This window comes from Sphingomonas sp. BL-S-30 (assembly GCF_055521475.1).
The window spans coordinates 2,254,466-2,278,647 of record NZ_CM145481.1 but is presented as its reverse complement, the minus strand read 5'-3'; the positions used below and the strand labels follow the sequence as shown (position 1 = coordinate 2,278,647).

Sequence of the window (24,182 nt, the reverse complement as noted above, 5' to 3'; positions counted from 1 at the left end):
CGTCGCGCTGGGCGAGGGGTGCCGCGACCCAGATCCCCTGAAAAGGCCCAGAGCTAAAAAAGGCAAGTGTTGAAATGCAGACTGTCGAGACGTTGAACGAGGGCCTGAAGCGCGCCTACACGCTGAAGATCACGGCAAAGGACATCGATTCGAAGGTCGATGCCGAACTGAAGCGTGTCGCGCCCCAGGTGCGCATGCCCGGCTTCCGCCCCGGCAAGGTGCCCGCCAATCTGGTCCGCAAGATGCACGGCCCCGCGCTGCTGCAGGACGCGCTCAACACCTCGATCCAGGAAGGCGTCCAGACCCTCCTCACCGAGCAGAAGCTGCGCCCCGCGACTCAGCCTGCGGTCAGCCTCGATGAAGGCTATGAGCTCGGCCAGGACGCCGAGGTCAAGGTCGAGCTCGAAGTGCTCCCGGACGTCCCGACCCCGTCGATCGACCATCTGAAGCTCGAGCGGCTGACCGTACCCGCCGACGATGCGGCGCTCCAGGCGCAGCTCCAGAAGTTCGCTGACCAGCAGAAGCGCTGGGACGATGCCAAGCCGACCTACAAGGCGAAAGAGGGCGACCTGGTCGTCATGGACTTCGTCGGCAAGGTCGACGGCGTCGCCTTCGACGGCGGCACCGGCACCGACATGTCGGTCGAGCTTGGCTCGGGCCGTCTGATCCCGGGCTTCGAGGATCAGGTCGTCGGCGTGAAGACCGGCGACGAGCGCCAGATCAACGTGACCTTCCCGGTCGACTATCAGGCGAAGGACCTGGCCGACAAGGCAGCGACCTTCGACCTCAAGATCACTGCGGTGAAGACCGCCGGCGAGACCAAGATCGATGACGAGCTCGCCGTCTCGCTCGGCCTGAAGGACCTGGATCAGCTCAAGGAGCTGCTCAAGGGCCAGATCGAGCAGGAGCTGAATCAGCTCACCCGCACGCACATGAAGCGCAAGCTGCTCGATCAGCTCGCCGAGGGCCATGATTTCCCGGTTCCGCCGTCGATGGTCGAGGCCGAGTTCGCCCAGATCTGGCAGCAGCTCGAGCATGAGGCCACGCACGAGGCCGATCCGGAAGCCGCGATCGCCGAGATGGAATCCGAGCGCGACGATTATCGCGCCATCGCCGAGCGCCGGGTGCGCCTCGGTCTGCTCCTGTCGGAGATCGGCCAGGCGAACGGCGTCGAGGTCAGCCAGCAGGAAATGAACCGCCTGATCGCGCAGGCCGCGTCGCAATATGGCCCCGAGGACCGCACCCGCTTCATCGAATATGTCCGCTCGGAGCCGATGGCCGCCGCTCAGCTGCGCGCCCCGCTCTATGAGGACAAGGTCGTCGACTGGCTGTTCGAAAAGGCCGACATCAGCGACCGCGAAGTGACGCGCGAAGAGCTGGAAGAGGCGATCGAGTCCGAGGACGGCTTCGCCAGCGGCACGCATCATCACGATCATGACCACGACCATGATCATGATCACAAGCCGAAGAAGAAGGCTGCCGCGAAGAAGGCCGCTCCCGACGAGGCAGCAGACGAGGCCCCCGCCGAGGAAGCCAAGCCCGCGAAGAAGGCTGCCGCCAAAAAGGCCGAGCCTGCTCCCGAAGCGGCCGAAGAGCCGGTGAAGAAGCCGGCTGCCAAGAAGGCGGCCAAGCCGGCGGCGGAAGAGGCCCCGGCCGAGGACGCCGCACCGGCCAAGAAGCCGGCGGCCAAGAAGGCGCCCGCCAAGAAGGCCTGATCTATCTGTGGGGCGTCGCCGCGAGATGCGGCGACGTCCCGCAACCTTTAAGACCTCTCAGGCGAAGACTTCTTCCAGATTGGATCCGTCGAGCCCGCGCTGACCCTGCGTGATGCCGCGAATCAACAGGATCGCGGGGACGGCCAGGGCGATATCGATCACGCTGCTCACGCCAAGAATGATGGTGTTGTCGCCCCCTTCCCGAGTAGAGGCGGCGAGAAACCACCCCGAGAGGTTGGTCACCAGCCACGCCGCCCACCAGCCGGCGACGAGGCTGTCATTGGTATCGTACGGCACCACACCGCGACTGGCGTTCCACAATTCGCGCATGCCCTGGAACGGCTTGAACAGGCTGGCGATCGGCACGGCGAACCACCAGATCCGCGAGGCCGGCGTGAACTCGAGATCGTCGATATTCGCTGCGATCAGGTTGCGTCCTGCCCGATAGATCCAGAAAGCGAACACGATCATCGTGACGATCTTGAAGACGAGCGCGGACATATCGACTTCCGTGGCGATCGGCATGATCAGCGCCTGGAAACTTCCCGGCAGCAGATACGCCCAGAGCAACACGACCGGAGTCCACAGGGCGTCGATCACCACCATGGCCGCAACGACCGCCGTCAGCGGCCGCAGGTCCCGAATTTCCATTGATATTCCCCCCGATGCTCCCGGTGGCGATCATCCGGTGCCCGGGGGAGATCGTCAAACGACAAAATGGTCGAACCCGGACGAATTCGTCCCTATGGCTGCGGCATGACGTCCCGCATTGCTGTCCTGCTGCCCTGCTACAATGAGGAAGCCGCCATCGCGCAGACGGTGGCCGGTTTCCGCGCCGCGCTGCCCGACGCGACCATCTACGTCTATGACAATAACAGCCGGGATCGCACGGTCGAGGTGGCGCGCGCCGCGGGGGCGATCGTCCGCACCGAACGCATCCAGGGCAAGGGCAATGTCGTCAGGCGGATGTTCGCTGACGTGGATGCCGACATCTATGTAATGGCCGACGGCGACGCGACCTATGATGCGGCCTCGGCGCCGGCACTGGTGGCCCGCGTGCTCGAGGAACAGCTCGACATGGTCGTGGGCGCCCGCGTCACTCAGGCGGATGCGGCGTACCGGCGCGGTCACAAGATGGGCAATGCGCTGCTCACCGGCATGCTCGCGCGGCTGTTCGGGCGCAGCTTCACCGATATCCTGTCGGGCTACCGCGCCTTTTCGCGTCGCTTCGTGAAGAGCTTCCCCGTGCTGTCGGCGGGCTTCGAGATCGAGACCGAGATCAGCGTGCACGCGCTCGAACTGAAAATGCCGGTCGCCGAGATCGAGACGCCCTATTTCGCGCGGCCCGAAGGCTCCGAATCGAAGCTCAGCACCTATGGCGACGGGTTCCGCATCCTGCGCACGATCGTCCAGCTCTACCGGATCGAGCGGCCGGTGCTGTTCTTCGGCAGCATCGGCGCGCTGCTGGCGGGGCTGGCGGTAATCCTCGCGATTCCGCTGATCATCACCTATATGCATACGCATCTCGTGCCGCGCTTCCCCACCGCGATCCTCGTGACCGGGCTGGTGATCCTCGCCTCGCTCAACCTGTTCACGGGGCTGATCCTCGATACGGTGGTGCGCGGCCGGCGCGAGGTTCGGCGCCTCGCCTATCTGGGGCACCGCGCGCCGGGCGGTGAGGATCGGCGGAGCGGCGGGTACGGGGGTTGAACTCGTTTCCGCCAGCGCCGATGTAAGGCATCTACTGGGGCATAAGGATTCAAAGGCACACTATGCATAACCCGTTCGAGACCGGCGACTTCATGCGCCCGCTCACTTCCAATGGTTTCACCACCCAGGCGCCGCAGGCGGGCCTGGTTCCGATCGTGATCGAACAGTCGAATCGCGGCGAGCGCAGCTTCGACATCTATTCGCGCCTGTTGCGGGAGCGGATCATCTTCGTGACCGGCGGCGTCGAGGACCATATGGCCTCGGTGATCAGCGCCCAGCTGCTCTTCCTGGAGTCGGAGAACCCCAAGAAGGATATCTTCATGTACATCAACTCGCCGGGTGGCGTCGTCACGGCGGGCATGGCGATCCATGATACCATGCAGTATATCCGGCCGCGCGTCGGCACGGTCTGCATGGGCCAGGCCGCCTCGATGGGCAGCTTCCTTCTGGCCGCCGGCGAGCCAGGCATGCGTGTCGCGCTCACCAACGCGCGCATCATGATCCATCAGCCTTCGGGCGGTGCGCAGGGCATGGCCAGCGACATCGAGATCCAGGCACGCGAGATCCTGCGTATCCGGCACCGGATGAATGAGCTCTATGCGCATTACACCGGCAAGCCGATCGGCGAGATCGAGCGCGCGATGGATCGCGACAAATTCCTGTCGGCGGATGAGGCCAAGGAATTCGGCCTGATCGACGAGGTGTTCGACAAGCGTCCGGCGATTGCGGACGATAGCGCTACCCCGATTCTGCCCGCATCCTGATGCGGACCGGCCATGTCGCCGGCGTCATGGCGATGTTCGCCCTGGCGCTGGCGACGGGTTCGTCGGCTGCCGGGGCGATGGCGCTTCATTCGGGCGGCGCGCAGAGGGACGAGCGGGTAGTCGAGCAGACTGACGACCGGGCGCTCGGCAAGACGCCCGATCAGGCGACACTCGATGCCATCGACGACGCTATAGCGCACAAGGATGCGAACCTGGCGCGCGACAGAATCGCCAGGGCGCTAGGCACACCATCGCTCGATCGCGACGCCGTGATCGGCCTGCTGAGACTGAGGGCGATCACGTTTTCCTGGGGGAACGATACCACAGGCTTGCGCGATTCGCTTGCGCGCCTGGAAACGGCGGCGCCCGATGATCCGGAGCAAGCGGCGTTCGCAGTTGGCCTGCTCGGGCATATGATCAGCCCGCAACTCGGATCGGAAGTCCTGAGCCGGTTCATCGCGCAATTCCCCGACAAGATCGGCCTGCTGGACGCGGGCTATACGTCGACGCTTGTCGGGCGTATCCGCCGTGGCGGGCTGGCCAGGGAGGCGGACGACGCAACGCTGTTCCTGGCGGAACATGGCTTTTCCGCCACCTCGATGGATATTCGTACCGCGTTCCAGCGGACGGCGGCGGGTGTCGCCATCGCCAGGGGGCAGGTCGATCGTGCGATCGCACTGGTCGCCGATGTGCATGATCGGGATGCGCTCACCTTTCTCCTGACCGATCGCCGGTTTGCACCGTTGTGGCCGGCACTCTCGACGCGTGTCGGGCCGCATATGCGCGCGGCCGAAGCCGCGAACATCGCGGAGACCAAGGCTGTGCTGGCGCAGTCGCCCGACGATCCGGAAGCCAAACGGAGCTTGCTCGACGCCTATTTCTCCGCGGGCCAATTCGACAATGCCGATGCGATCGGCGCCAGTTTCGGCGCCACGCCGGAAGCGCTGCAGTCGTTGAACGAGGCCGATAGCTGGGTCGTCGTCGATCACGCCTATTCATTGTATATCCGCAATCGCCAGGCCGAATCGGATGCGCGGTTCGCTTCGGTCACTAACCGGGATATCGCGCGCAATTTCTGGATCATCAACGCGATGATCACGCGGGTGGACATGCTCGTTCGAACGGGCCGCTTCGAGACGGCTGCGCCCTTGTTGGACCAAGTGATTCCATTGACGGAAACATCGGCCACTCCGGCAGCGCGGCAGTTTCTGCGGCGCGGGAAGATATGTTCCGATCGGGCGCTACGCCCGGGCATCGACCAGTCCGCCATCATCGCCCAGCTAGAGGCTCATGCGCGCGATGCCCCGATCAGTACCGTCGAGGGCCTGTTCTGTATCGGCGAGCCGGACAAGGCGGCGGCGCTGATCATCTCGATGCTCGCCGATCCGGAGCAGCAGCCCGATGCAATCGCCTGGCTTCAGCCGGACGGCGTCTTCCGGCTCGGGCCTCCCTCGATATGGTCTGCCGACTGGAATTCACTGCGTGCACGCCCCGACGTGCACGCCGCGTTCGATCGCGTGGCGCGGACCTTGCCGAAGGACCTGTGGCCGTCGGATGCGTCCGAGAAGCCTCTGCGCTGATCGCAATGGGTTGTTTCCTGTTTCCTGCATGAACATATTGGCTATCGTCGGCGCTGAACTATCATTAGGCTGTTTCGCCGGACGATAGTGAAAGCGGCTTGAACGCCCTCGCGGCTGCGACGGGTTGCGTAATCGAATGAAGGTATCTGGTTTATGACGAAGCTCAGCGGTGGCGACTCGAAGAGCACGCTGTATTGCTCGTTCTGTGGCAAGTCGCAGCACGAGGTACGCAAGCTGATTGCCGGGCCTACCGTGTTCATCTGCGATGAGTGTGTCGAGCTCTGCAACGACATCATTCGCGAGGAAACCAAGTCCGCGCTCGTCTCCAAGAAAGACGGGGGCGTGCCCACGCCGCAGGAGATCTGCGACGTGCTCGACGACTATGTCATCGGGCAGAAGCGCGCCAAGCGAGTCCTCTCGGTCGCCGTGCACAATCACTACAAGCGCCTCAACCACGGCCAGAAGGGCGCGGATGTCGAGCTTGCCAAGTCGAACATCCTGCTCGTCGGGCCGACCGGCTGCGGCAAGACCTTGCTCGCCCAGACGCTCGCGCGAATCCTCGATGTGCCTTTCACCATGGCCGATGCCACCACGCTGACCGAGGCGGGCTATGTCGGCGAGGATGTCGAGAACATCATCCTGAAGCTGCTCCAGGCCTCCGACTATAATGTCGAGCGGGCGCAGCGCGGCATCGTGTACATCGACGAGATCGACAAGATCAGCCGCAAGGCCGAGAACCCGTCGATCACGCGCGACGTGTCGGGTGAGGGCGTTCAGCAGGCGCTGCTCAAGCTGATGGAGGGCACCACGGCCTCCGTCCCGCCGCAGGGCGGGCGCAAGCATCCGCAGCAGGAATTCCTGCAGGTCGACACGACGAACATCCTGTTCATCTGCGGCGGCGCGTTCTCGGGTCTCGAAAAGATCATCGGCGATCGCCTCCAGGGCAAGTCGATCGGGTTCGGCGCCTATGTCGCTTCGCCTGAGGAACGCCGCACCGGCGAGACGCTCAAGTCGGTCGAGCCCGAGGATTTGCTGAAGTTCGGCCTGATCCCCGAATTCGTCGGCCGTCTGCCGGTGATCGCCACGCTCGAGGATCTCGACGTGCCGGCGCTGGTGACGATCCTTACCGAGCCGAAGAACGCCCTGGTCAAACAGTATCAGAAGCTGTTCGACATGGAGGAAGTGAAGCTCGGCTTCACCGACGACGCGCTGGTCCAGGTCGCCAGAAAGGCGATCGACCGCAAGACCGGTGCGCGGGGGCTGCGTTCGATCCTCGAGGGCATCCTGCTCGACACCATGTTCGACCTGCCGGGAATGGACGGGGTCGATGAGGTGATGATCGACAAGGACGTGATCGAAGGCCGCAAGGAACCGATCCGCGTCTATGCCAAGAAGGACAAGGCGGGCGCCGGCGCCGCTTGATAACGAGGCAGGCATCTCAAATCGCGATGCGTGTCTTCTTCTCCCTCTCCCCTTGTGGGAGAGGGAAGGGGCCCATCGCTCTTGCGATGGGAAGGGTGAGGGGGACACGCGTAGTTGCGGTTTTGAACCTCACTCCCCCTCATCCGGCGCTTCGCGCCACCTTCTCCCACAAGGGGAGAAGGGTATAGGCGCCTCATAACGGCATGCCTGAACACGCCAACCCAACTATCCGAGTCGCCGCCACCAGCGACCGCACCGCCATCGCGGCCATGCTCGCCCGCGCCTTCGTCGACGACCCTGCGACCAGCTACATCTTCCCCGACCCCGCAGAGCGCGCCAAACGCCTGCCCCGAATGTTTGCCCTGTTGTTCGACGAGGACGCGCACGGCATGCGCCTCGTCACTACGGGTGGCGAGGCGGCCACCTTATGGCGGGCCCCCGGCCACAATCGAACGACCCTGCTCGATCTGCTGCTCCACGCGCTGCCGCTGGTGAGCCTGTTCGGCACCGCACTCGGCCGGGCGCTGGCGGTGTCCAACGCGATCGACGCGCATTTTCCCGCCGGTGACTATTGGTATCTCCACATCGCCGGTTGCGATCCCGCATCGCAAGGCAAGGGCCTTGGCGGCGCCACGATCCGATCGGGATTGGAACGTGTCGCGGACAGCGGATTGCCGGCCTATCTCGAGACACCGAGTGAGAAATATATCGGCTTCTATCGCGGACTCGGCTTTGACGTGATCGGCGAATGGGCCGTGCCCAAAGGCGGCCCGCGCTTCTGGTCGATGATGCGGCCGGCGGATTGATCCATGCGAGCACTCGCCATCCTTGCCCTCGCTCTCTCGTCGGTTACTGCCATGCTCTCCGCACCGCCGGCCAATGCCCAGCAGGAAAGAAGGCCCAGCGAGATGAACGAAGCACGATTCTGGCAGATCGTCAGCGAATCGGCGCGCAATGAGCCGGATCCGCAGAGCCAGGCGACTGCTTTGCGCGCGGCGCTCGACCGCCTGACGCCGCAGGAGATCGAGGCCTTCGCCGACATCTTCGACGAACTGATGCGCCGATCCTATCGCTGGGACCTATGGGGCGCCGGCTTCGTCGTGGAAGGCGGCATGTCCGATGACGGCTTTGAATATTTCCGCCGCTGGCTGATTTCGCGAGGCAAGACCGCGTTCGAAAAGGTCAGCGCGGACCCGGACTCCCTCGCCGACATCATACCGGACGATCATGACGGCGAATTCGAATTCGAGGAATTCCGCTATGTCGCCGACGAGGCCTGGGCGAACAAGACCGGCCGCAGCGCCGAGGCGATGCCGCGCAAGGCTCAGACGTACAGTTCGGACCCGTCGGGCACACGGTTCACCGAGGACCCTGCAGCCCTCAAAAAGCGCTATCCGAAACTATGGGCGCGGTTCGGCTCGGATTGATCGATTCAACTTTACCCTCGACCATTGCAGCAACGAGCTGGGCAGAATGCTGCAAGCATCCGCCCCGCTCTTTCACATGGTGAAATGTTGGACGATTCCAGCCGCCGATGAGCGGAAAGAACAGCGCGTTTTGTCGTCTGTTATCCGCTGTTACTGCGTAACAGGGAAAACGCAGCGCAAGCAGTTGATCCGGCTCCGGAAAATCGAGCCGAAACTCCAACATAACAGCGGAAGAAAAAAACATCGCCCGAACAGGGGCATTGTTGGAGCGAATCAGGACTCCGCCAGGAAGTCGCCGAGCCGGTCCAGCCGCCGCTCCGCCGGTGAACGTCGATCGCGGATCCATTGTTCGAGGATCGAGAAGCCGCCGGGCACCAGCTGGCAGCTCCGCACGCGCCCGACCTTCTCGGTGCGGACCAGCCCGCATTCCTCGAGCACCTGCAGATGCTGAGCCACCGCGGTCAGGGTGATGCCGAGCGGAGCAGCCAAGGTGGAGACGGACAAGGGCCCTGCGGTCAGCCGCTCGACGATCGCCAGTCGCGACGGGTCGGCAAGCGCGCGCAGCACGCGCTCGACCCTGGCCGCCGGCTTGGTGTCGGGAATCGTCACGCCTCCGGCAATATCGCCCCAAGCCGGTCGAACAAGGCGTTCCACCCATGCTCGCGCATCTCGGGGCCGTCCGCGCCTTCGAGGAACACGGCCTGATGCGTGCAGATCAGGTCGGTGCCGCTGTCGGTCGCGACGAGTTCGATGGTCAGCAGCGCGACCGAGATGGGCTTGCCGCCGATCGTCATGGTGGCGGCGCTGACGATGCGCTGGTCGGGGACGATGTTGTGGAAATATTCCTCGTTGGCGAGTTCCACGCCCTCGAACGGCGTATCGGGGCCCATGCGCGATCGGGAGACGGAGCGGCCGCCAACGCGGAAGTCCATCTCGAATATGGCGCCTTCGCGATCGGCGTACCAGCGGCGCTTCCGATCTTCCTGGCTGAGCGCGGCGAACACGCGCTCCCTTGGAACAGGATAGCTGCGCTCGATCACGAAGGTGCTGGGAAGGACGGGCAATGTGTCCATGATGTCACGACTCCATAGTGAAGTGATGGCTTCACTATGGCGAAGCTCGCGTAACAGTCAAGTCATCACTTCACTATTGGTTCGTGCATGGCGCATCAGCACTGCATAGGTCCCGAGCGCCAGGAACAGCCCGGTGAACCAGGCATATGCATAAAGCCCGGTCCAGAAGCCGCCGAGCCAGCCGAACGTTCCCGGCGCCACGGTCGCGAGGAAACCCGGCAGATTGGGCAGCACGCCTGCCGCGAAGGCGATGAGGGCGCGGCCGTTCCACCCGCCGGCATAGGCATAGCGTCCGCCCTCGCGGTACAGGTCGTCGATATCGAGCCGGGTCCGCCGGATCAGCCAGTAATCGGCGATCAGGATGCCGGCGATCGGGCCGAGCAGCGCGCTGTACCCGGTCAGCCAGACGAAGATGTAGCCGCCGGTCGTCGCGAGCAGCTTCCACGGCATGATCAGCACGCCAATCACTGCGGTAATGAGACCTCCCGTGCGATAGGAGATCTTCCCAGGCGCGAGCGACGAGAAATCATAGGCGGCGCACACCAGGTTCGCGGCGATGTTGCACGAGATGGTGTCGATCGCGATGACGATCAGCCCGAGCAGCACCAGCGGCCCGGCCAGCGTGCCCGACAGCGCGACCGGGTCCCAGATCGCATGGCCGTAAATCACCACCGTCGCCGAGGTGGTGATGACGCTGGCCAGCGCGATCAGCCCCATGCCCGGCGGCAGGCCGATCGACTGGCCGATCATCTGGTCGCGCTGGCTCTTCGCGAAGCGGGTGAAGTCGGGGATGTTGAGCGCGAGCGTCCCCCAGAAGCCGACCATCGCGGTGAGCGATGGCCAGAACACCAGCCAGAACTGCCCGTCGCGCGCGCCGCCGGGCACGAAGGCGGAGGGGCTGGCGAAGATCGGACCGAGTCCGCCGGCCTTGTCCACCGCCCACCAGACGAGCGCGACGCACACCAGGATCTTGATCGGGGCGGTCCAGGTCTCGAGCCGCCGGATCGTCGTCAGCCCCTTGCTGACGAAGAACAGCTGCAGCGCCCAGAAGGTCGCGAAGGACAGCATCTGCCCGACGCCGATGTCGAGCACGGGCACGACCGGCCCCTTCAGGCTCTGCCCGACGAACACGCCGAGCAGGGTCAGCAGCGCCTCGCCGCCGATCCAGGTCTGGATGCCGAACCAGCCGCACGCGACCAGCGCTCGCGCCACCGCGGGCAGGCGGGCGCCCCTGGTGCCAAACGACGCCCGCGCCAGCACCGCATAGGGGATGCCGTAACGCGCGCCGGCATGGCCGATCAGCAGCAGGGGGACGAGCACCACGACATTGCCGAGCAGTACGGTCAGCGCGGCCTGGCCCGCCGACATGCCTTGCTCGATCAGGCCGGAGGCGAGCATCCAGCTGGGCACCGCGACGATCATGCCGATCCAAAGGGCCGCGAAATGATACCAGCGCCAGGTTCGCTGCGTCGCGTCCGTCGGCGCGAGATCGCGGTTCCAGAGCGAATCCGTGGCGTGATCGGTCATGTGCGTTCCCCCGTCGGGGAGTTGGCCGCAATTCGCGCAGCGGCGCAAGAGCGGGAAGGATCAGGCCGGTTGCTGGATCCGCTGCACGATGTCCTCGGCGACCTTGCCCGCGACCGGGGCCAGGTGGTCGAAATGCGCCGTGTAGCGCGCCATGCCCTGGCTCAGCGATCGGAGTTCGGCATCGAGATCGTGCAGCTCGGCATCGGGCAGCAGCACCTCGATTACGTCCCAGCGCGACCAGCCCGCCAGCGGCGTCATGCCGAGCATCTGTCCGCGCCGGCTGGCGACCGCCGAGGTGATGCGCGAGCTGGCGCTGCCCGGCGCGTGAATCGTCACCTGCGCGATCGGTTCGAGCAGATAGGGCGACGCGGCGGCGAGCGCTTCCGCCATGGCGATCCGCCCCGCGGTGCGGAACGCCAGTTCGGAGCTGTCGACCGCATGGAACGACCCGTCGACCAGCGCGACCGCGACATCCACCACCTCGACGCCGAGCGGTCCTTTCGCCATCGCGTCGCGCACGCCCTGCTCGACGGCGGGGATCCATTGCCGCGGGACCGCGCCGCCGGTGATGCGGTCGTCGAAGCGGAAACCCTGTCCGCGCTCCAGCGGCGCGATCTCGATCACCACATCGCCATATTGGCCATGCCCGCCCGACTGTTTTTTGTGCCGGCCGCGCTGGCTGGCGGCTTTCCTGATGGTCTCGCGATAGGCAACCGCGGGCGGCCGCGCCGAGATCGCCACGCCGTAGCGCCGCTTCAGCCGGTCGAGCGCGACCGCGAGATGCTCGTCGTTGATTCCTCGCAGCAGCGTCTCGCGCGATCCCTCGTCCTGGCCCCAGCGCAGCCCGGGATCTTCCTCGGCCAGCTTGTTCAGCGACGTGGACAGGCGGACCTCGTCCTTGTGATCCTTGACCGCGATGGCCAGCGCATGGTTCGCGGTCGGCACCGGGGAGGCGGCGGCTAACGCCTCGGGTCGCGCGGCGATGCCGATCAGGTCGCCGGCCCTCGCCGCATCGGCCTTGGCGATGCCGACGATCTCGCCCGGCTCGGCGCGCTGGATCCGCGTCGCCGCGCCACCCTGAAGCGCGAACAGCGCGCCCGCGCGCATCGCCTCGCCATCGCCCCCGACCAGTTCGGCGCCTTCGCTCAGCGGCCCGCCGAACACCCGCGCGATCGCCAGTCGGCCGATCGTGCTGCCGTGCGAGATCTTGAGCACCTGCACCGCCGGACCGGCGATGCCGATCCGCTCCGCGGTCCGCGCGGCGGTCGGCGTGTCGTGGCGCAGCATCTTGAGCAACCGGCGGATGCCGAAGCCGTTGAGCGCCGAACCGAACAGCACCGGCACGACCAGCCCCGCGGCGGTCTCCCGCGCCAGGTCGCCAAAGATCGTCTCGAGGCTCGGCACCTCGTCCGATAGCAGCTGTTCGAGCAGCACATCGTCATGATCGGCAAGCTGCTCGAGCATATGGAAACGCGCCGCCGCCTCATCCTGCCTGAGATGCGCGGCGAGGGGGACCTGCTCGGAGCGTTTGCCCGGTTGGTAATGATAGGCGCGTTCGAGCGCGAGATCGACGAACCCGGCGGTGCGCTCGCCGGCGCGGATCGGGATCTGGCGCGCGACCAGCGCGGCGGCGCTCATCGGCTGCAGTGCGGTCAGCAAATCCTCGATGCTGCCCCGCGCCTGGTCGATCTTGTTGACGAACAGCGCGTGCGGGATGCCGATCGCTTCCAGCCGCCGCAGCGTGGGCTCGATCAACGGCGCCCGCGCCGGATCGGGATCGATCACCACCAGCGCCAGATCGGCGGCGGCCAGCGCCATCTCCATGTCGGTCGCGAAGGCGGGAGAGCCGGGCGCATCGGCGATCAGATAGCGGTCGCCCATCCAGTCGAAGCGCAGCAGGTTGAGTTCGGTCGATCCGCCCCTTGCCCGCGCCTCGGGGCTGGCATCGCCGACACAGCTGCCGGCATCGACCGCGCCAAGCCTCGGGACGGCGCCGGCGGCGAACAACAGGGCTTCGCCAAGGCTGGTCTTGCCCGTGCCGGCGGGGCCAACAAGCGCGATCGCTCTCGCGCCTCTGCGGATCTCGTCCACTCACGCTCTCCTCGTCCTGCCGGCCTTTCGTAGCGAAGGTCGGTCGTCGGGAGTCGCGACGGTCTGCCTATAGCGCCCGGAACGCAAGAGCGGGGCGGGATTTCAGTCGCCGATCCGGCGGCAATGCATTCCGCCCTATGTCAGGAACGCGACCGACGCCCGAGGCACGAGACTGGTGCCGACCATGCAGATCTCCGCATCATGCGGTCGTGGCGCGGCGATCCGTTCGGTCAGCATGGAAAGCGCGCGTTCCGCCATTTCCTCGACCGGCAGCTCGATCGTCGAAAGCGATGGCAGGCTCTGCTCCGCGAGCGGGATATCGTCGAAGCCGAGGACGGAAAGGTCTTCCGGAACACGCAAGCCGCTTGCCTGCGCATGGCGCAGCGCGCCGATCGCGATGACGTCGGCGGCCGCGAAGACGGCGGTGGCGCCCCCCGTCGTGATCGCCGCGCGCGCCTCGGGCTCCAGGTCGACCGAAAAGGCATTGCGCACCCGAAAGGCGAGCATGCCCTCGGCGCGGATCAGCGCCTCCGCGCCGTCGCAGCGGTCACGCATGCTGGCGATGTCGGTCGGGCCCGAGATGATCCCGATCCGGCGATGCCCGGCGTCGAGCAAATGCCGGGCGGCGATCCGGCCGGCACCGAGATAGTCGACTCCGACCGTGGCATAGCCGGGCAGCGTTCGATCGAGAACGACCGTCGGGGTATGCGCGAGCACGCTTTGCGACGTATCCTTGTCGCGGATCGGGAACCAGACCAGGCCGTCAACGCCCAGGTCGGTCGCCTTGGCGAGCGCAGCATGTTCGAGCGCTTCATTGCCTTCGGTATCGATCAGGAACATCGCATGGCCGCGGCTCCGCGCCGCGCGGAACATTGCTTGCGCCAGTGCCGGGAAGAACGGATTCGCCAGGTCGGGCAGCAACAGCGCCAGGGTGCCCGATCGGCCCGTCTTCATCGCCCGCGCGGCGACGTTCTGGCGATAGCCGATACGCTGCGCCACCGCGAGAATGTGCGCGCGGGTCTGCTCGCCGACCGATCCGTTGCCGTTGACGGCGTAGGAAGCGCTTGCCAGCGAGACGCCGGCTTCGCGGGCCAGGTCCTTGAGCGTCGGTCGCCGGCTGGAAGGAACGTCAGGCATGGGATGGGGCGCACTCGGGAAGCTGCCGACCGGCATAGGGTCGCATGCCGCCACCAGCAACCGTCACGCTGGTCAGGGCGCCGGTGCCGGCAGCGCGGGGTTGAGCGCGAGAATTGCCAGCCGCGTCGGCGCATCCCCGACGAAATTGTTGTCGTTGACCAGCACGATCCGGTCGCGCCTCGGCGAAGGCCACCAGGCCATGCCTTCCAGATTGCCCATATCGCCGGGAAGATCGTCGAAGTCGATCAGCAGTCGCTTGGCCGCTACCGTGATGGCTGCCCCTTCGAGGCGCGCGACCGCCGCGACGTCTGTCGCGGCCGTGAAGTCCGCCAGATAGAGCCGGCAATGGAAACGGTAACGCCCGCCGCCGACGGGCGCGCCCGAGCGTTCGAGCACCAGCATGCGCCGATCGTCGAGCGCGAGGATCTCGGAAATGCCATTGTCCGCATCCTTGCCCGTTGCGCGAGGCGGAACCGCATCGAGGCGATAGGCGAATTGCCGCCTCGGTGCGCCCGCCTCCAGCCTGATGAAGCGAACCAGCGCGCTGCGACCGTCCCCGGCGGGCAGGCCATCCTCGATCAGCGGTGCCTCCATGGCGAGCCACAGGGCACCGTCCGGGGTGAAGTCCAGGCCCTCGATCGTCCGATTGTCGCGCGGCCCGGATCGCCCGGTCGGGTCGGGCGCGAGGTTGGCCGGCAATGCCGCCTGGCCCTGTGTTCGCCCCTGTCGGTCCATCCAGCGTATCACGGGGCCATAACCATGGTTGATATCGCCTTCGCTCGACCAGATCAGCCGGCGGCCATCGGGGGCGACCCGGACTGCCTCCGGATCGACGGCTTCGCGCCCTTGCCCCGCCGACGGAAAGACCGCGCCCCGTGCATCCCTCAGCGCCACGCTCTCTCGATCGGTCACGCGCCAGTGGCCATGCGCGGCGCGGGCGAGCCGTGCCGTGTAGAAGCGAGCGGGCGCATGATCGGAACGGTCGTCGCTCAGCAGCAGCCAGCGCCGCCGCCGGGCGTCATAATCGACCCCCGAGATACCCCCGAAACCCGTGTCGAAACGATGCGGGTCGAGCTCGATCGTATCGACCAGCCGGACGGCGGCCGCCGCCAGCGCCGCCGGGCACTCCTGCGCGCCTCCCTGCGTGGCCAGGACCAGCAGGGCCATTGCCGGCAAGGCGGCGCAGCACGCGAGGCGTCCCATCAGAACTTGACGCGGAACGACAGCGTATAGGTGCGTGGCGCGCCGAGGAAATAGCGGTCGAGCGTGATCGCCGGCAGGCTGAATTCGGGCTGGGTCGCGGTGGAGCTGGAAACCGATCCGATATACGCCTTGTCGAACAGGTTATCGACGTTGAACTGCAGCGTGACCGCGCGGAACGGCCCTGTATCGCGCAGCGTGTAGCTCGCGCCGGCGCCTGCCACGGCATAGCTCGGGATGGTCTCCACGCCGACTTCGCGAAAGGTCGTCGCGGCCACCAGGTGTCCGCCGACGCGATCGCCGACATATCGCAGATTGGCCTGGATGCGCGCGCCTTCGATCGGCGTCACGCCGATCTCGCCATAGGCACTGTGGCGCGGGATATTGCGCACCCGCTCGCCCGCGATCACGCCCACTGCGGCAAGCGCCGCTCGTTGGGGAGAACCGACCGGCAAATCGTCGTGCCTGGCGTCCTGGTAGGAATAGCTCGTATAGAAATCGACCGGGCCGAAATTGCCCAGCGCGGTCGCTTCGATGCCGCGCGTGCGCTGCCCGGCGATGTTGGCGGCGCGAGTCGCGACATTCCCGCGGATGATCTCGTCCGGCTCAGTCGCGCCGGGATCGTTGGGGACGATGCCGATATTGTTGGCGAGATCGACGGAATAGGCCTGAAGCGAGAGCGCGAGGCGATCCGTCGTGTAGCGCACCCCGAGATCGATATTCTCCGACTGGATCGGGTCGAGCGCGCCTGGACTGATCACGGCGGTGGAACCGAGGAACGCATCCTCGGGAATGCCGGCGAAGTTCCGGGCATAACCGCCATAGACCTCGATTCCGCGTATCGGGGTCAGGGTGAAGCCAACCTTCGGGTTGATGTCCGAATGCTGCGAAAAGTCGAGCTCGGCCTTGTATTCGAGCGGCGAGCGCGCCTTGTATTTCACGTTGATCCAGTTGGCGCCCAGTTCGACGCGCAGCAGGCACGGCACCAGCGCAACCGAATCCTGGGCGTAGAGCATCGTCGTCTCGATGCTCGTCCAGCGCCGATATTCGACATAGTTGAGCGCGCTGCGGTCATAGGTGATGCCCGAAGCGGGATCGATCAGGCGATAAAATCGCCGCTCCTCGCTCGACTCGCCGCCTTCCCACCAGCCGCCAACGCGGACGCGGTTGCCGGCGATCAGATCGTCGAGGCGGAGTTCGGCAGTGGCGCCATAGCGGTCGCGATCACGCGGCGTGACCCGCATGTCGGCGGGCCCGCCCACGACGTTGCTGTTGCGCAGGGTCGTGAGCGCCGGGCGGATCGCGCCGCCGCTCGCATTATAGCCGGTCACCGCATAGGGATCGCCGCTGGCAAGGGCGCGGGCACGATCCTGATAGCGGAAGGATTCACCGCGCAATGTCTGGTAATAGGGATTGACCGTCAGCAGCACCTTGTCGCTGACCTGAAGCCCCATATTGGCATAAGCGAGCAGATCCTGGCGCGTGCCGCCAAGTGCGCCGCCATAGTTGACGTCGATCGCCGGAATGCCGCTCAGCCTGTCGGTGGCCTGGTCCGAGCGTGGAGCGGCACGGAATTCGGCGAGCGAGATGATGTTGAAATCATTATCCTGCTGGTCGTTCCAGCTCACGCGCGCCTTGATGAAGGATCCGCCCTCGAAGGTCTTCACGGCCTTGAATTCGGCATGCTCGCGGTGCGAATGGCGGTTGGCCGGGCCGGTCCAGACATCGTTCGCCTGATTGGAATAGCTGGCATAGGCGGACAGGCCGGGCGCGATCTCGCCGGTATCGACGCGGAAATAGCTGCGCCAGAAATCATAGGACCCATAGCCCGCCTCGAACGCGGCGCTTGGGCGCAGCGACGGATCGTCGGTGGTGAAGTCGACAAAGCCGCCCAGCGCGAAGCGCGAGGGCGCGCCGAGATCGCCGGCGCTCTGCGATACGGTGATGCGGCGGATATTGCTCGTTTCGATGAAGCGCTGGGGCGGCGAGCCACCGTTGAAACGCGCGTCGCCCGTGGGAATGCCGTCGAGGGTGAAGCCGACCTGTTCCTTGTTAAGCCCGCGCATGGCGAATTCGAACGAGAAGCTGCCGCCGCGCGCATCGCCGGTCGTCGCCTGGACGCCGGGGATCTTGTTGAGGCTCTGGGTGATGTCGGCGCCGAACGGACGGCCGTCGATATCGTCGCGCCCGAGCACCAGCACGGCGCGACTTTCGCCGGCGCCCACACGCGCCGCGGTCACGACGATGTCGTCCTGTTCCCTGGCGGCCGGCACGGGCGGAGACGTCGCGTCCTGCGCCTGCGCCTGCGCCTGCCCGGCGGCGAGCGCGGCCAGCGTCACGCCAAGCAACAGGCGGCGGGGCGAGAGCGGAGCGGAAAGGAATAGATCGGGCATGGTCGGCGTTCCCCCTGAAGGTCTGATGGGGCGCCTCTCGCATGGTGATGTGACTATTTAGTGAAACGTTTCACTAAAAATGGGACGGCCGTCGTGAAGCCATCGATTTGCACTGACTTTGGACCTGAAATGGATTGGGCAGGGCTCTAGCTACCTTGCGTAAACCGCCATGCTGGGCGGGGTTAAATGCCCAGCCATGCAAGTCCCCCCGGCAGCGTCTCCGGGGCATAGTCCACCTGCAGAACCCGCCGTCGCCGGGGGTGAACGGCCGCATCGGACGCATGAAGGATTGGCGTGGCATACAGCCAGACATCGCCATCGTCCGCGAGGCATTCGGCAATCCCGCACTCGGCCACTACGGCATCGATGTCGTCTTCCGCCACCCGCCCAAAGCGATGCGATCCCGGCGCGACGAGCAGTGGCGCATTATCCGGACCGACGGGGTCGAGATGAACCCGCAACGTCACCATGCCCGCCAGCAGCTCGAACGGTGGCGCGACATGAAGCAGCCCGGCCTTGACCGTCCACGGCCCGAAACCGGCGACGTCGCGCCGCTCGGCTACGACGATCGTCCGGTCCTGATGCCAGCCCAGCGCCCAGTTGGTGGCGGCGGTCTTGTCGAACAGGATCGCGCGAACCGGGCGCGCGCCGGCGCCAATCGCATCGGCGGCGATCCTGGCGATCGGGCCGGCGGGATCGAGGACGCCGCGTAACCCCTCGATACCGTGCAGCCGGATGCCGGCGCGGTCGGGATCGAGAGTCGTGACGATCGCCTCGATCTCCGGCAACGATGGGGCCGCCGCGGAGGGGAAGCGCTCGGCACCGTCCCTCGCGAAGGTCAGCTTCTCCGTCAGAAAACCCCCGGCACGAATCGCTTCACCCGCGCCGCATAGGCGTCGTAGTCCGCGCCGAACTGGCCGCGCAGCAGCCGTTCCTCATGCCGCACGCGCAGCCAGGTTGCGATGGCATAGACCGGCACCGCGATCATCAGGTTGCGGGTGTGGCCATAAGCGACGGCCATCGCGATCATGAACAGGAACAGCGCGACATAGATGGGGTGGCGCACCACCGCGAAGGGGCCGGTCTGCACCAGCTGATGATCCTCGCGGGTGCGCGCGACCAGGCTCCAGTTCTTGCCCATCGTCCGCGACGAGGCGTGGAACAGGCCGACCGCGCCGAGCATCAGCACGAATACCGCGACCCCCTCGATGATCGTCCTGGCCGACATCGGGTCGAGCGATACGTCGATCCGGCCATAACCGGCGATGGCGATGCCCAGGCCCTGCACGGCGATCCAGATCCAGGACGCCCGGTTGCTGCTCGCATCGGCCACCTTGGGCACCCTGGTCGCCCGGTACCGCGCAGCCATCAGCGCCGTGAAGAAGGCAAGGAAGCCAAGGGCCAGCGCCGCGAGGCCGGGTAGTCCGACCGGATCGATGGGGAACAGGGTCATCGCACTCCTCCTAATATTTAGCTTTCCCCGGCGCTGCCTTCCACGCCTTGTATTCCTCCAGCGCCCTGGAGCGTTTGAGGATTCGGGCAGCCGGGTCGATCACGACATGCGCGCCGGGCGCGACCGCGATACTGTCCTTGCCCCCGGTCATCGCCAGCCGCTCGACCTCGTCATCGATCTGCACCTCGACCGGCATGGGGAAGGGGAGGCCGTCGGGCGCCTTCCAGCTCAAGTTCAGCATGCCGCCGTCGCGGGTCTCGACCAGCTCGGGGAGCGCGGCCTTGCGCAGATAGACATCGAAGAACCAGCCATAGTCCTCGCCGGTCACCTGCTTGACGAAGCCTTCATATTCCAGCGACGATCCGAAGCGCGGCGAGAAATTGCCCGGCTTCGGGTCGATCCGGCCATAGACGGCGAGCCGGGTCACGTCGCGAAATGCCGCATCGCCGATCAGGTTGCGCAGGGTGTGGAGCATCCACGATCCCTTGTAATAAATGTCCTGGGCCGGACCACCCTTGGCGGTCTCATAGACCTCCTCCTCGGTGCGGACTTTGCCGGAGATGAGCGGCTGGAGGTTGGCGATCTTGTTGCGTTGATCGTCGAGCATCGTCGCATAGCGCGCGCTGCCCTCGCGCCACAGCCCGTAATAGGGCTGCATGTACGAGCCATAGCCCTCGTGCAGCCAGTAATCGTCCCAGTTCGCCGCCGTCAGCTGGTTGCCGAAATATTCATGGGCGAATTCATGGTGGAACAGCCAGTCGAAACCTTCCGGCGCCTTGGCATATTCATTGCCATAGGCATTGATCGTCTGGTGCTCCATGCCCTTGTGCGGCGTCTCGACCACGCCGAGCTTCTCGTCGCCGAACGGGTAGGGGCCAATCTCGCTCTCGAAGAAGTCGAGCGTGGGGGCGAATTCGGCGAACAAGCCCTTCGCCTTCGCTTCCTCGCCCGGCAGATACCAATAGAACATCGGGATTTCGTTGCCGTAGCGGCTCTTGTAGATGCCCGAGATCTCCTCATACGGTCCGACGTTCAGCGCGATGCCATAGGTGTTGGGCTGGCGCACGCTCCAGTTCCAGGTGGTGCGCCCGTCCGGCAGCGTATCGACCCCGATCAGCTTGCCGTTGGACGGCGCCTTCAGTCCCTTGGGCACGGTGATGTGCAAGGTGACGTTCTCGGGCTCGCCGGTGGGGAAGTCGAGACAGGGCCAGAACAGGTCGCAGCCATAACCCTCCGCGGTGGTCGCGAACCAGGGCCGTCCGTCCGGCGTCTTCGCCCAGACCATGCCGTCGTCCCAGGGCGCGTTCACCGCGACATGCGGCGTACCGCCATAGGTGATCGTCGCGACGACCTGCTCGCCGGCGGCGACGGTTCTCGGCAGCGTGATCGTCAGCCGGCCGTCTGTATCGGAGAAATCGCTCTTGGGGAGCGGCGTACCGTCGATCGCGACGGCGCTGGGCGCGATATTCCTGTCGAGGTCGATCAGCAGCCGCGTCAGCGGTGCCTTGGCGGTGAAGGTCAATGTGGCGAGTCCATGCAGTTCCTGCGTCGCCGGCAGCACCTCGAACTTCAGGTCGGCATGGTCGAACTTCAGCCTGGCCTGGTCGGGGTCGATGACACCGCCCGATCGTTGAGTCTGCTCGGTGATCGGCGGCTCGCCTTTTTTCGGGAGGGCGGTCGCGGCGGTGAGCGACAGCGCGGCGAGCGCCAGGGCAGGTTTCAGGAGCATGGGAATTTCGTACCTCAGCATTCGGTAAGCACAGTCGATATGGCCGCTAAAAACGTTCGGCGATTGATGGATTGGTCAACAGCACCATATAAGGGAGAACTGGCGCCTCGTTCAGGCGCTGCCGGAGTATCCATGACCCAATCCTACCCAGTCCTGCCGCTTCGCGATATCGTCGTCTTCCCGCACATGATCGTGCCGTTGTTCGTTGGCCGCGACAAGTCGGTCGCGGCCCTTGAAGCGGCGATGGCCGCCGACAAGGAAATCTTCCTCGTCGCCCAGCTCGACCCCGCCGAGGACGATCCAGAGCGCGAGGACCTCTACGACATCGGCGTCACCGCCACCGTGCTCCAGCTGCTGAAGCTCCCGGACGGCACCGTGCGCGTGCTGGTGGAGGGCAAGGTCCGCGCGTCGCTCGACACCTTGTCGGCGACCGACACCTATCTGACCGCGACCGTCGCGACCGTCGAGGAGGCCGTTGCCGAAGGCAATGAAGTCTCGGCGCTGATGCGCTCGGTGGTCGACCAGTTCGAGAATTACGCCAAGCTCAACCGCAAGCTGCCGGCCGAGACCGCGGTGCAGCTCGGCGAGATCGAGGATGCGTCGCGCCTGGCCGACGCGGTCGCTGCGAATATCTCGGTGAAGGTCTCCGACAAGCAGTCGCTGCTGGTCGAAGCCGATCCTTCGCGCCGCCTGGAAATGGCCTTCGCCTTCATGGAAGGCGAGCTTGGCGTCCTGCAGGTCGAGAAGAAGATCAAGAGTCGCGTCAAGCGCCAGATGGAGAAGACGCAGCGCGAATATTATCTCAACGAGCAGCTCAAGGCGATTCAGCGCGAGCTGGGCAATGAGGGCGAGGAAGGCGAGGGCGACGAGATCGCCGAGCTGACTCAGAAGATCGCGACGCTCAAGCTCTCCAAGGAAGCCCGCACCAAGGCGACCGCCGAGCTCAAGAAGATGAAGACGATGGCGCCGATGTCCGCCGAGGCGACCGTCGTGCGCAATTATCTCGACGTGCTGCTGGGCCTGCCCTGGGGCAAGAAGTCGAAGATCAAGAAGGACATCTCCGCCGCGCAGGCGATCCTCGACGAGGATCATTATGCGCTGGAGAAGGTCAAGGACCGGATCATCGAATATCTCGCGGTCCAGGCGCGCACCAACAAGCTGAAGGGTCCGATCCTGTGCCTCGTCGGCCCGCCCGGCGTGGGCAAGACCTCGCTCGGCAAGTCGATCGCGAAGGCGACCGGGCGCGAGTTCATCCGCCAGTCGCTCGGCGGCGTGCGCGACGAAGCCGAGATTCGGGGCCACCGGCGGACCTATATCGGCTCGCTACCGGGCAAGATCGTGACCAACCTGAAAAAGGCCGGCACGTCCAACCCGCTGTTCCTGCTCGACGAGATCGACAAGCTCGGCCAGGATTTCCGCGGCGATCCCGCCTCGGCTTTGCTCGAGGTGCTCGACCCGGAGCAGAATTCGAAGTTCCAGGATCATTATCTCGAGATCGACATCGACCTGTCGGACGTCATGTTCGTGACGACCGCCAACACGCTCAACCTGCCGCAGCCCTTGCTCGACCGCATGGAGATCATCCGGCTCGAGGGGTATACTGAGGACGAGAAGGTCGAGATCGCGGAGCGGCACCTGGTCGCCAAGCAGGTCGAGGCGCACGGCCTGAAGGACGGCGAGTTCACGCTCACCACCGAGGGGCTGCGCGCGCTGATCCAATATTATACGCGCGAAGCCGGCGTGCGCACGCTCGAGCGTGAGATCGCCAAGCTGGCGCGGAAGGCGCTGCGCCAGATTCTCGAAGGCAAGACCACCAGCGTGACGATCACGCCCGACAATCTCGCCGAGTTCGCGGGCGTGAAGAAATATCGCCACGGCCTGGGTGAGGAAGAGAATCAGGTCGGCGCGGTGACGGGGCTCGCCTGGACGGAAGTCGGCGGCGAGTTGCTGACGATCGAAAGCGTGACCGTGCCCGGCAAGGGTTCGGCCAAGGTGACCGGCAAGCTCGGCGACGTGATGAAGGAGTCGATCGAGACCGCGTTCAGCTTCATCAAGGCGCGGTCGCCCAGCTACGGCATCAAGCCGAGCGTGTTCGCCCGCAAGGACGTGCACATCCATCTGCCCGAGGGCGCCGTTCCCAAGGACGGGCCGTCGGCGGGCATCGGCATCGTCACCGCGATCATCTCCACGCTGACCGGCGTGCCGGTGCGGCGCGACGTCGCGATGACGGGCGAGGTGACCCTGCGTGGCCGGGTGCTCCCAATCGGCGGGCTCAAGGAGAAGCTGCTCGCGGCCTTGCGCGGCGGCATCACCACCGTGCTGATTCCGCAGGAGAATGAGAAGGACCTGGCCGAGATCCCGGCGAACATTCGCGAAGGGCTGACCATCATCCCCGTCGCGCATGTCGACGAGGTGCTGCGGCTTGCGCTGACCGGTCCGCTGACGGCGATCGACTGGACCGAGGCGGATGACCTCGCGGCCCAGCCTCCGGCCGGCGTGGCGCCGATCGGCGGCGAACTCCATCATTAATCAAGCTGTCAAGCGAAACGGCCTGAATTTCGCCCCTTTAGGCGAAATTTTAGGTCGTTTTGTTTTGACAGCCCCGGATTGAGCCGCCTTACTGTACCACCGGCTATGCGCCGCGACTCATTTCAATGTATCATTTTTCAAGACGGGGGTTCTTTCGGCATGAACAAGCAGGAATTGATCGGATCGGTCGCCGACGCGTCCGGACTGGGCAAGGGCGATGCCAGCAAGGCGGTCGAGGCAGTGTTCGATGCGATTTCGGCTGCACTGAAAAAGGGTGACGAGGTTCGTCTGGTCGGTTTCGGCACTTTCTCCGTCAGCAAGCGCAAGGCCTCGACGGGCCGCAACCCGCGCACCGGTGAGCCGATGACGATCAAGGCGTCGTCGCAGCCCAAGTTCAAGGCGGGCAAGGGCCTGAAGGATTCGGTCAACTGA

20 protein-coding genes are annotated in these 24,182 nt (G+C 65.5%); 9 read left to right on the top strand and 11 right to left on the bottom strand.

What is annotated here, in order from left to right:
- Nucleotides 1–74: 74 nt before the first annotated feature.
- Nucleotides 75–1,715 (top strand): trigger factor, encoded by a 1,641-nt coding sequence (tig, locus tag ACZ1I5_RS10495; RefSeq protein WP_465173631.1) that lies wholly within the window; start codon nucleotides 75–77, stop codon nucleotides 1,713–1,715.
- Nucleotides 1,716–1,772: 57 nt separating this feature from the next.
- Here the strand turns inward: tig and ACZ1I5_RS10490 are convergent, their stop codons facing one another.
- A complete protein-coding gene (locus ACZ1I5_RS10490; RefSeq protein ID WP_465173630.1) occupies nucleotides 1,773–2,366 on the bottom strand; it encodes a DUF4328 domain-containing protein in 594 nt (197 codons plus the stop codon).
- Nucleotides 2,367–2,471: 105 nt separating this feature from the next.
- Between ACZ1I5_RS10490 and ACZ1I5_RS10485 the strand changes: the two genes are divergently transcribed.
- From ACZ1I5_RS10485 to ACZ1I5_RS10460, 6 genes are all read left to right on the top strand, one after another.
- Nucleotides 2,472–3,425, top strand: coding sequence for a glycosyltransferase (locus ACZ1I5_RS10485; RefSeq protein WP_465173629.1), 954 nt, complete (start codon nucleotides 2,472–2,474; stop codon nucleotides 3,423–3,425).
- A 62-nt stretch (nucleotides 3,426–3,487) separates the two neighbouring features.
- A complete protein-coding gene (clpP, locus tag ACZ1I5_RS10480) occupies nucleotides 3,488–4,189 on the top strand; it encodes an ATP-dependent Clp endopeptidase proteolytic subunit ClpP (RefSeq protein WP_465173628.1) in 702 nt (233 codons plus the stop codon).
- On the top strand, nucleotides 4,189–5,769 hold the full coding sequence (locus ACZ1I5_RS10475; RefSeq protein ID WP_465173627.1) for a hypothetical protein: 1,581 nt from the start codon (nucleotides 4,189–4,191) through the stop codon (nucleotides 5,767–5,769). Before clpP ends, ACZ1I5_RS10475 begins: the two co-directional genes overlap by 1 nt.
- 153 nt (nucleotides 5,770–5,922) lie before the next feature.
- Nucleotides 5,923–7,191, top strand: coding sequence for an ATP-dependent Clp protease ATP-binding subunit ClpX (clpX, locus tag ACZ1I5_RS10470; RefSeq protein WP_372854985.1), 1,269 nt, complete (start codon nucleotides 5,923–5,925; stop codon nucleotides 7,189–7,191).
- A 203-nt stretch (nucleotides 7,192–7,394) separates the two neighbouring features.
- Entirely contained in the window at nucleotides 7,395–7,997 is a 603-nt protein-coding gene (locus tag ACZ1I5_RS10465; protein WP_465173626.1) for a GNAT family N-acetyltransferase, read from the top strand.
- 3 nt (nucleotides 7,998–8,000) lie between these two features.
- Nucleotides 8,001–8,618: a DUF4240 domain-containing protein gene (locus ACZ1I5_RS10460; protein ID WP_465173625.1), complete on the top strand. Its 618-nt coding sequence runs from the start codon at nucleotides 8,001–8,003 to the stop codon at nucleotides 8,616–8,618.
- 273 nt (nucleotides 8,619–8,891) lie between these two features.
- Here ACZ1I5_RS10460 and ACZ1I5_RS10455 read toward each other — a convergent pair whose 3' ends face one another.
- From ACZ1I5_RS10455 to ACZ1I5_RS10410, 10 genes are all read right to left on the bottom strand, one after another.
- The gene (locus ACZ1I5_RS10455) at nucleotides 8,892–9,227 is read right to left on the bottom strand and encodes an ArsR/SmtB family transcription factor (protein WP_465173624.1); all 336 of its coding nucleotides are present in this window, start codon (nucleotides 9,225–9,227) and stop codon (nucleotides 8,892–8,894) included.
- The gene (locus ACZ1I5_RS10450; RefSeq protein WP_465173623.1) at nucleotides 9,224–9,691 is read right to left on the bottom strand and encodes an SRPBCC family protein; all 468 of its coding nucleotides are present in this window, start codon (nucleotides 9,689–9,691) and stop codon (nucleotides 9,224–9,226) included. Before ACZ1I5_RS10450 ends, ACZ1I5_RS10455 begins: the two co-directional genes overlap by 4 nt.
- Nucleotides 9,692–9,748: 57 nt before the next feature.
- Nucleotides 9,749–11,218 carry an NCS1 family nucleobase:cation symporter-1 gene (locus ACZ1I5_RS10445; protein WP_465173622.1) on the bottom strand — a complete coding sequence of 490 codons (1,470 nt, stop codon included), beginning with the start codon at nucleotides 11,216–11,218 and terminating at the stop codon, nucleotides 9,749–9,751.
- 60 nt (nucleotides 11,219–11,278) lie between these two features.
- Nucleotides 11,279–13,309: an elongation factor G gene (locus tag ACZ1I5_RS10440; protein WP_465173621.1), complete on the bottom strand. Its 2,031-nt coding sequence runs from the start codon at nucleotides 13,307–13,309 to the stop codon at nucleotides 11,279–11,281.
- 135 nt (nucleotides 13,310–13,444) lie between these two features.
- Nucleotides 13,445–14,446 carry a LacI family DNA-binding transcriptional regulator gene (locus ACZ1I5_RS10435; RefSeq protein ID WP_465173620.1) on the bottom strand — a complete coding sequence of 334 codons (1,002 nt, stop codon included), beginning with the start codon at nucleotides 14,444–14,446 and terminating at the stop codon, nucleotides 13,445–13,447.
- Between the two features lie 72 nt (nucleotides 14,447–14,518).
- The gene (locus ACZ1I5_RS10430; RefSeq protein WP_465173619.1) at nucleotides 14,519–15,613 is read right to left on the bottom strand and encodes an esterase-like activity of phytase family protein; all 1,095 of its coding nucleotides are present in this window, start codon (nucleotides 15,611–15,613) and stop codon (nucleotides 14,519–14,521) included.
- 35 nt (nucleotides 15,614–15,648) lie between these two features.
- Nucleotides 15,649–18,039: a TonB-dependent receptor gene (locus tag ACZ1I5_RS10425; protein ID WP_465173618.1), complete on the bottom strand. Its 2,391-nt coding sequence runs from the start codon at nucleotides 18,037–18,039 to the stop codon at nucleotides 15,649–15,651.
- A 182-nt stretch (nucleotides 18,040–18,221) separates the two neighbouring features.
- Nucleotides 18,222–18,827: a phytanoyl-CoA dioxygenase family protein gene (locus tag ACZ1I5_RS10420; RefSeq protein WP_465173617.1), complete on the bottom strand. Its 606-nt coding sequence runs from the start codon at nucleotides 18,825–18,827 to the stop codon at nucleotides 18,222–18,224.
- A 62-nt stretch (nucleotides 18,828–18,889) separates the two neighbouring features.
- Entirely contained in the window at nucleotides 18,890–19,492 is a 603-nt protein-coding gene (locus tag ACZ1I5_RS10415; RefSeq protein ID WP_465173616.1) for a methyltransferase family protein, read from the bottom strand.
- A gap of 10 nt (nucleotides 19,493–19,502) precedes the next feature.
- On the bottom strand, nucleotides 19,503–21,221 hold the full coding sequence (locus tag ACZ1I5_RS10410; RefSeq protein WP_465173615.1) for a M1 family metallopeptidase: 1,719 nt from the start codon (nucleotides 21,219–21,221) through the stop codon (nucleotides 19,503–19,505).
- A gap of 132 nt (nucleotides 21,222–21,353) precedes the next feature.
- Here ACZ1I5_RS10410 and lon point away from each other — a divergent pair, with 132 nt between their 5' ends.
- Both lon and ACZ1I5_RS10400 read left to right on the top strand, forming a co-directional pair.
- On the top strand, nucleotides 21,354–23,750 hold the full coding sequence (lon, locus tag ACZ1I5_RS10405) for an endopeptidase La (RefSeq protein ID WP_465173614.1): 2,397 nt from the start codon (nucleotides 21,354–21,356) through the stop codon (nucleotides 23,748–23,750).
- 159 nt (nucleotides 23,751–23,909) lie between these two features.
- The gene (locus ACZ1I5_RS10400; RefSeq protein WP_272627303.1) at nucleotides 23,910–24,182 is read left to right on the top strand and encodes an HU family DNA-binding protein; all 273 of its coding nucleotides are present in this window, start codon (nucleotides 23,910–23,912) and stop codon (nucleotides 24,180–24,182) included.

What these genes read in the sequence shown, in the direction of transcription:
- ACZ1I5_RS10490 (WP_465173630.1), bottom strand. Translation starts at nt 2,366, where the DNA reads ATGGAAATTCGGGACCTGCGGCCGCTGACGGCGGTCGTTGCGGCCATG.
- tig (WP_465173631.1), top strand. Translation starts at nt 75, where the DNA reads ATGCAGACTGTCGAGACGTTGAACGAGGGCCTGAAGCGCGCCTACACG.
- ACZ1I5_RS10435 (WP_465173620.1), bottom strand. Translation starts at nt 14,446, where the DNA reads ATGCCTGACGTTCCTTCCAGCCGGCGACCGACGCTCAAGGACCTGGCC.
- ACZ1I5_RS10400 (WP_272627303.1), top strand. Translation starts at nt 23,910, where the DNA reads ATGAACAAGCAGGAATTGATCGGATCGGTCGCCGACGCGTCCGGACTG.
- clpP (WP_465173628.1), top strand. Translation starts at nt 3,488, where the DNA reads ATGCATAACCCGTTCGAGACCGGCGACTTCATGCGCCCGCTCACTTCC.
- clpX (WP_372854985.1), top strand. Translation starts at nt 5,923, where the DNA reads ATGACGAAGCTCAGCGGTGGCGACTCGAAGAGCACGCTGTATTGCTCG.
- ACZ1I5_RS10450 (WP_465173623.1), bottom strand. Translation starts at nt 9,691, where the DNA reads ATGGACACATTGCCCGTCCTTCCCAGCACCTTCGTGATCGAGCGCAGC.
- ACZ1I5_RS10425 (WP_465173618.1), bottom strand. Translation starts at nt 18,039, where the DNA reads ATGCCCGATCTATTCCTTTCCGCTCCGCTCTCGCCCCGCCGCCTGTTG.
- ACZ1I5_RS10465 (WP_465173626.1), top strand. Translation starts at nt 7,395, where the DNA reads ATGCCTGAACACGCCAACCCAACTATCCGAGTCGCCGCCACCAGCGAC.
- ACZ1I5_RS10430 (WP_465173619.1), bottom strand. Translation starts at nt 15,613, where the DNA reads ATGGCCCTGCTGGTCCTGGCCACGCAGGGAGGCGCGCAGGAGTGCCCG.
- ACZ1I5_RS10410 (WP_465173615.1), bottom strand. Translation starts at nt 21,221, where the DNA reads ATGCTCCTGAAACCTGCCCTGGCGCTCGCCGCGCTGTCGCTCACCGCC.
- ACZ1I5_RS10460 (WP_465173625.1), top strand. Translation starts at nt 8,001, where the DNA reads ATGCGAGCACTCGCCATCCTTGCCCTCGCTCTCTCGTCGGTTACTGCC.
- ACZ1I5_RS10445 (WP_465173622.1), bottom strand. Translation starts at nt 11,218, where the DNA reads ATGACCGATCACGCCACGGATTCGCTCTGGAACCGCGATCTCGCGCCG.
- ACZ1I5_RS10415 (WP_465173616.1), bottom strand. Translation starts at nt 19,492, where the DNA reads ATGACCCTGTTCCCCATCGATCCGGTCGGACTACCCGGCCTCGCGGCG.
- lon (WP_465173614.1), top strand. Translation starts at nt 21,354, where the DNA reads ATGACCCAATCCTACCCAGTCCTGCCGCTTCGCGATATCGTCGTCTTC.
- ACZ1I5_RS10475 (WP_465173627.1), top strand. Translation starts at nt 4,189, where the DNA reads ATGCGGACCGGCCATGTCGCCGGCGTCATGGCGATGTTCGCCCTGGCG.
- ACZ1I5_RS10485 (WP_465173629.1), top strand. Translation starts at nt 2,472, where the DNA reads ATGACGTCCCGCATTGCTGTCCTGCTGCCCTGCTACAATGAGGAAGCC.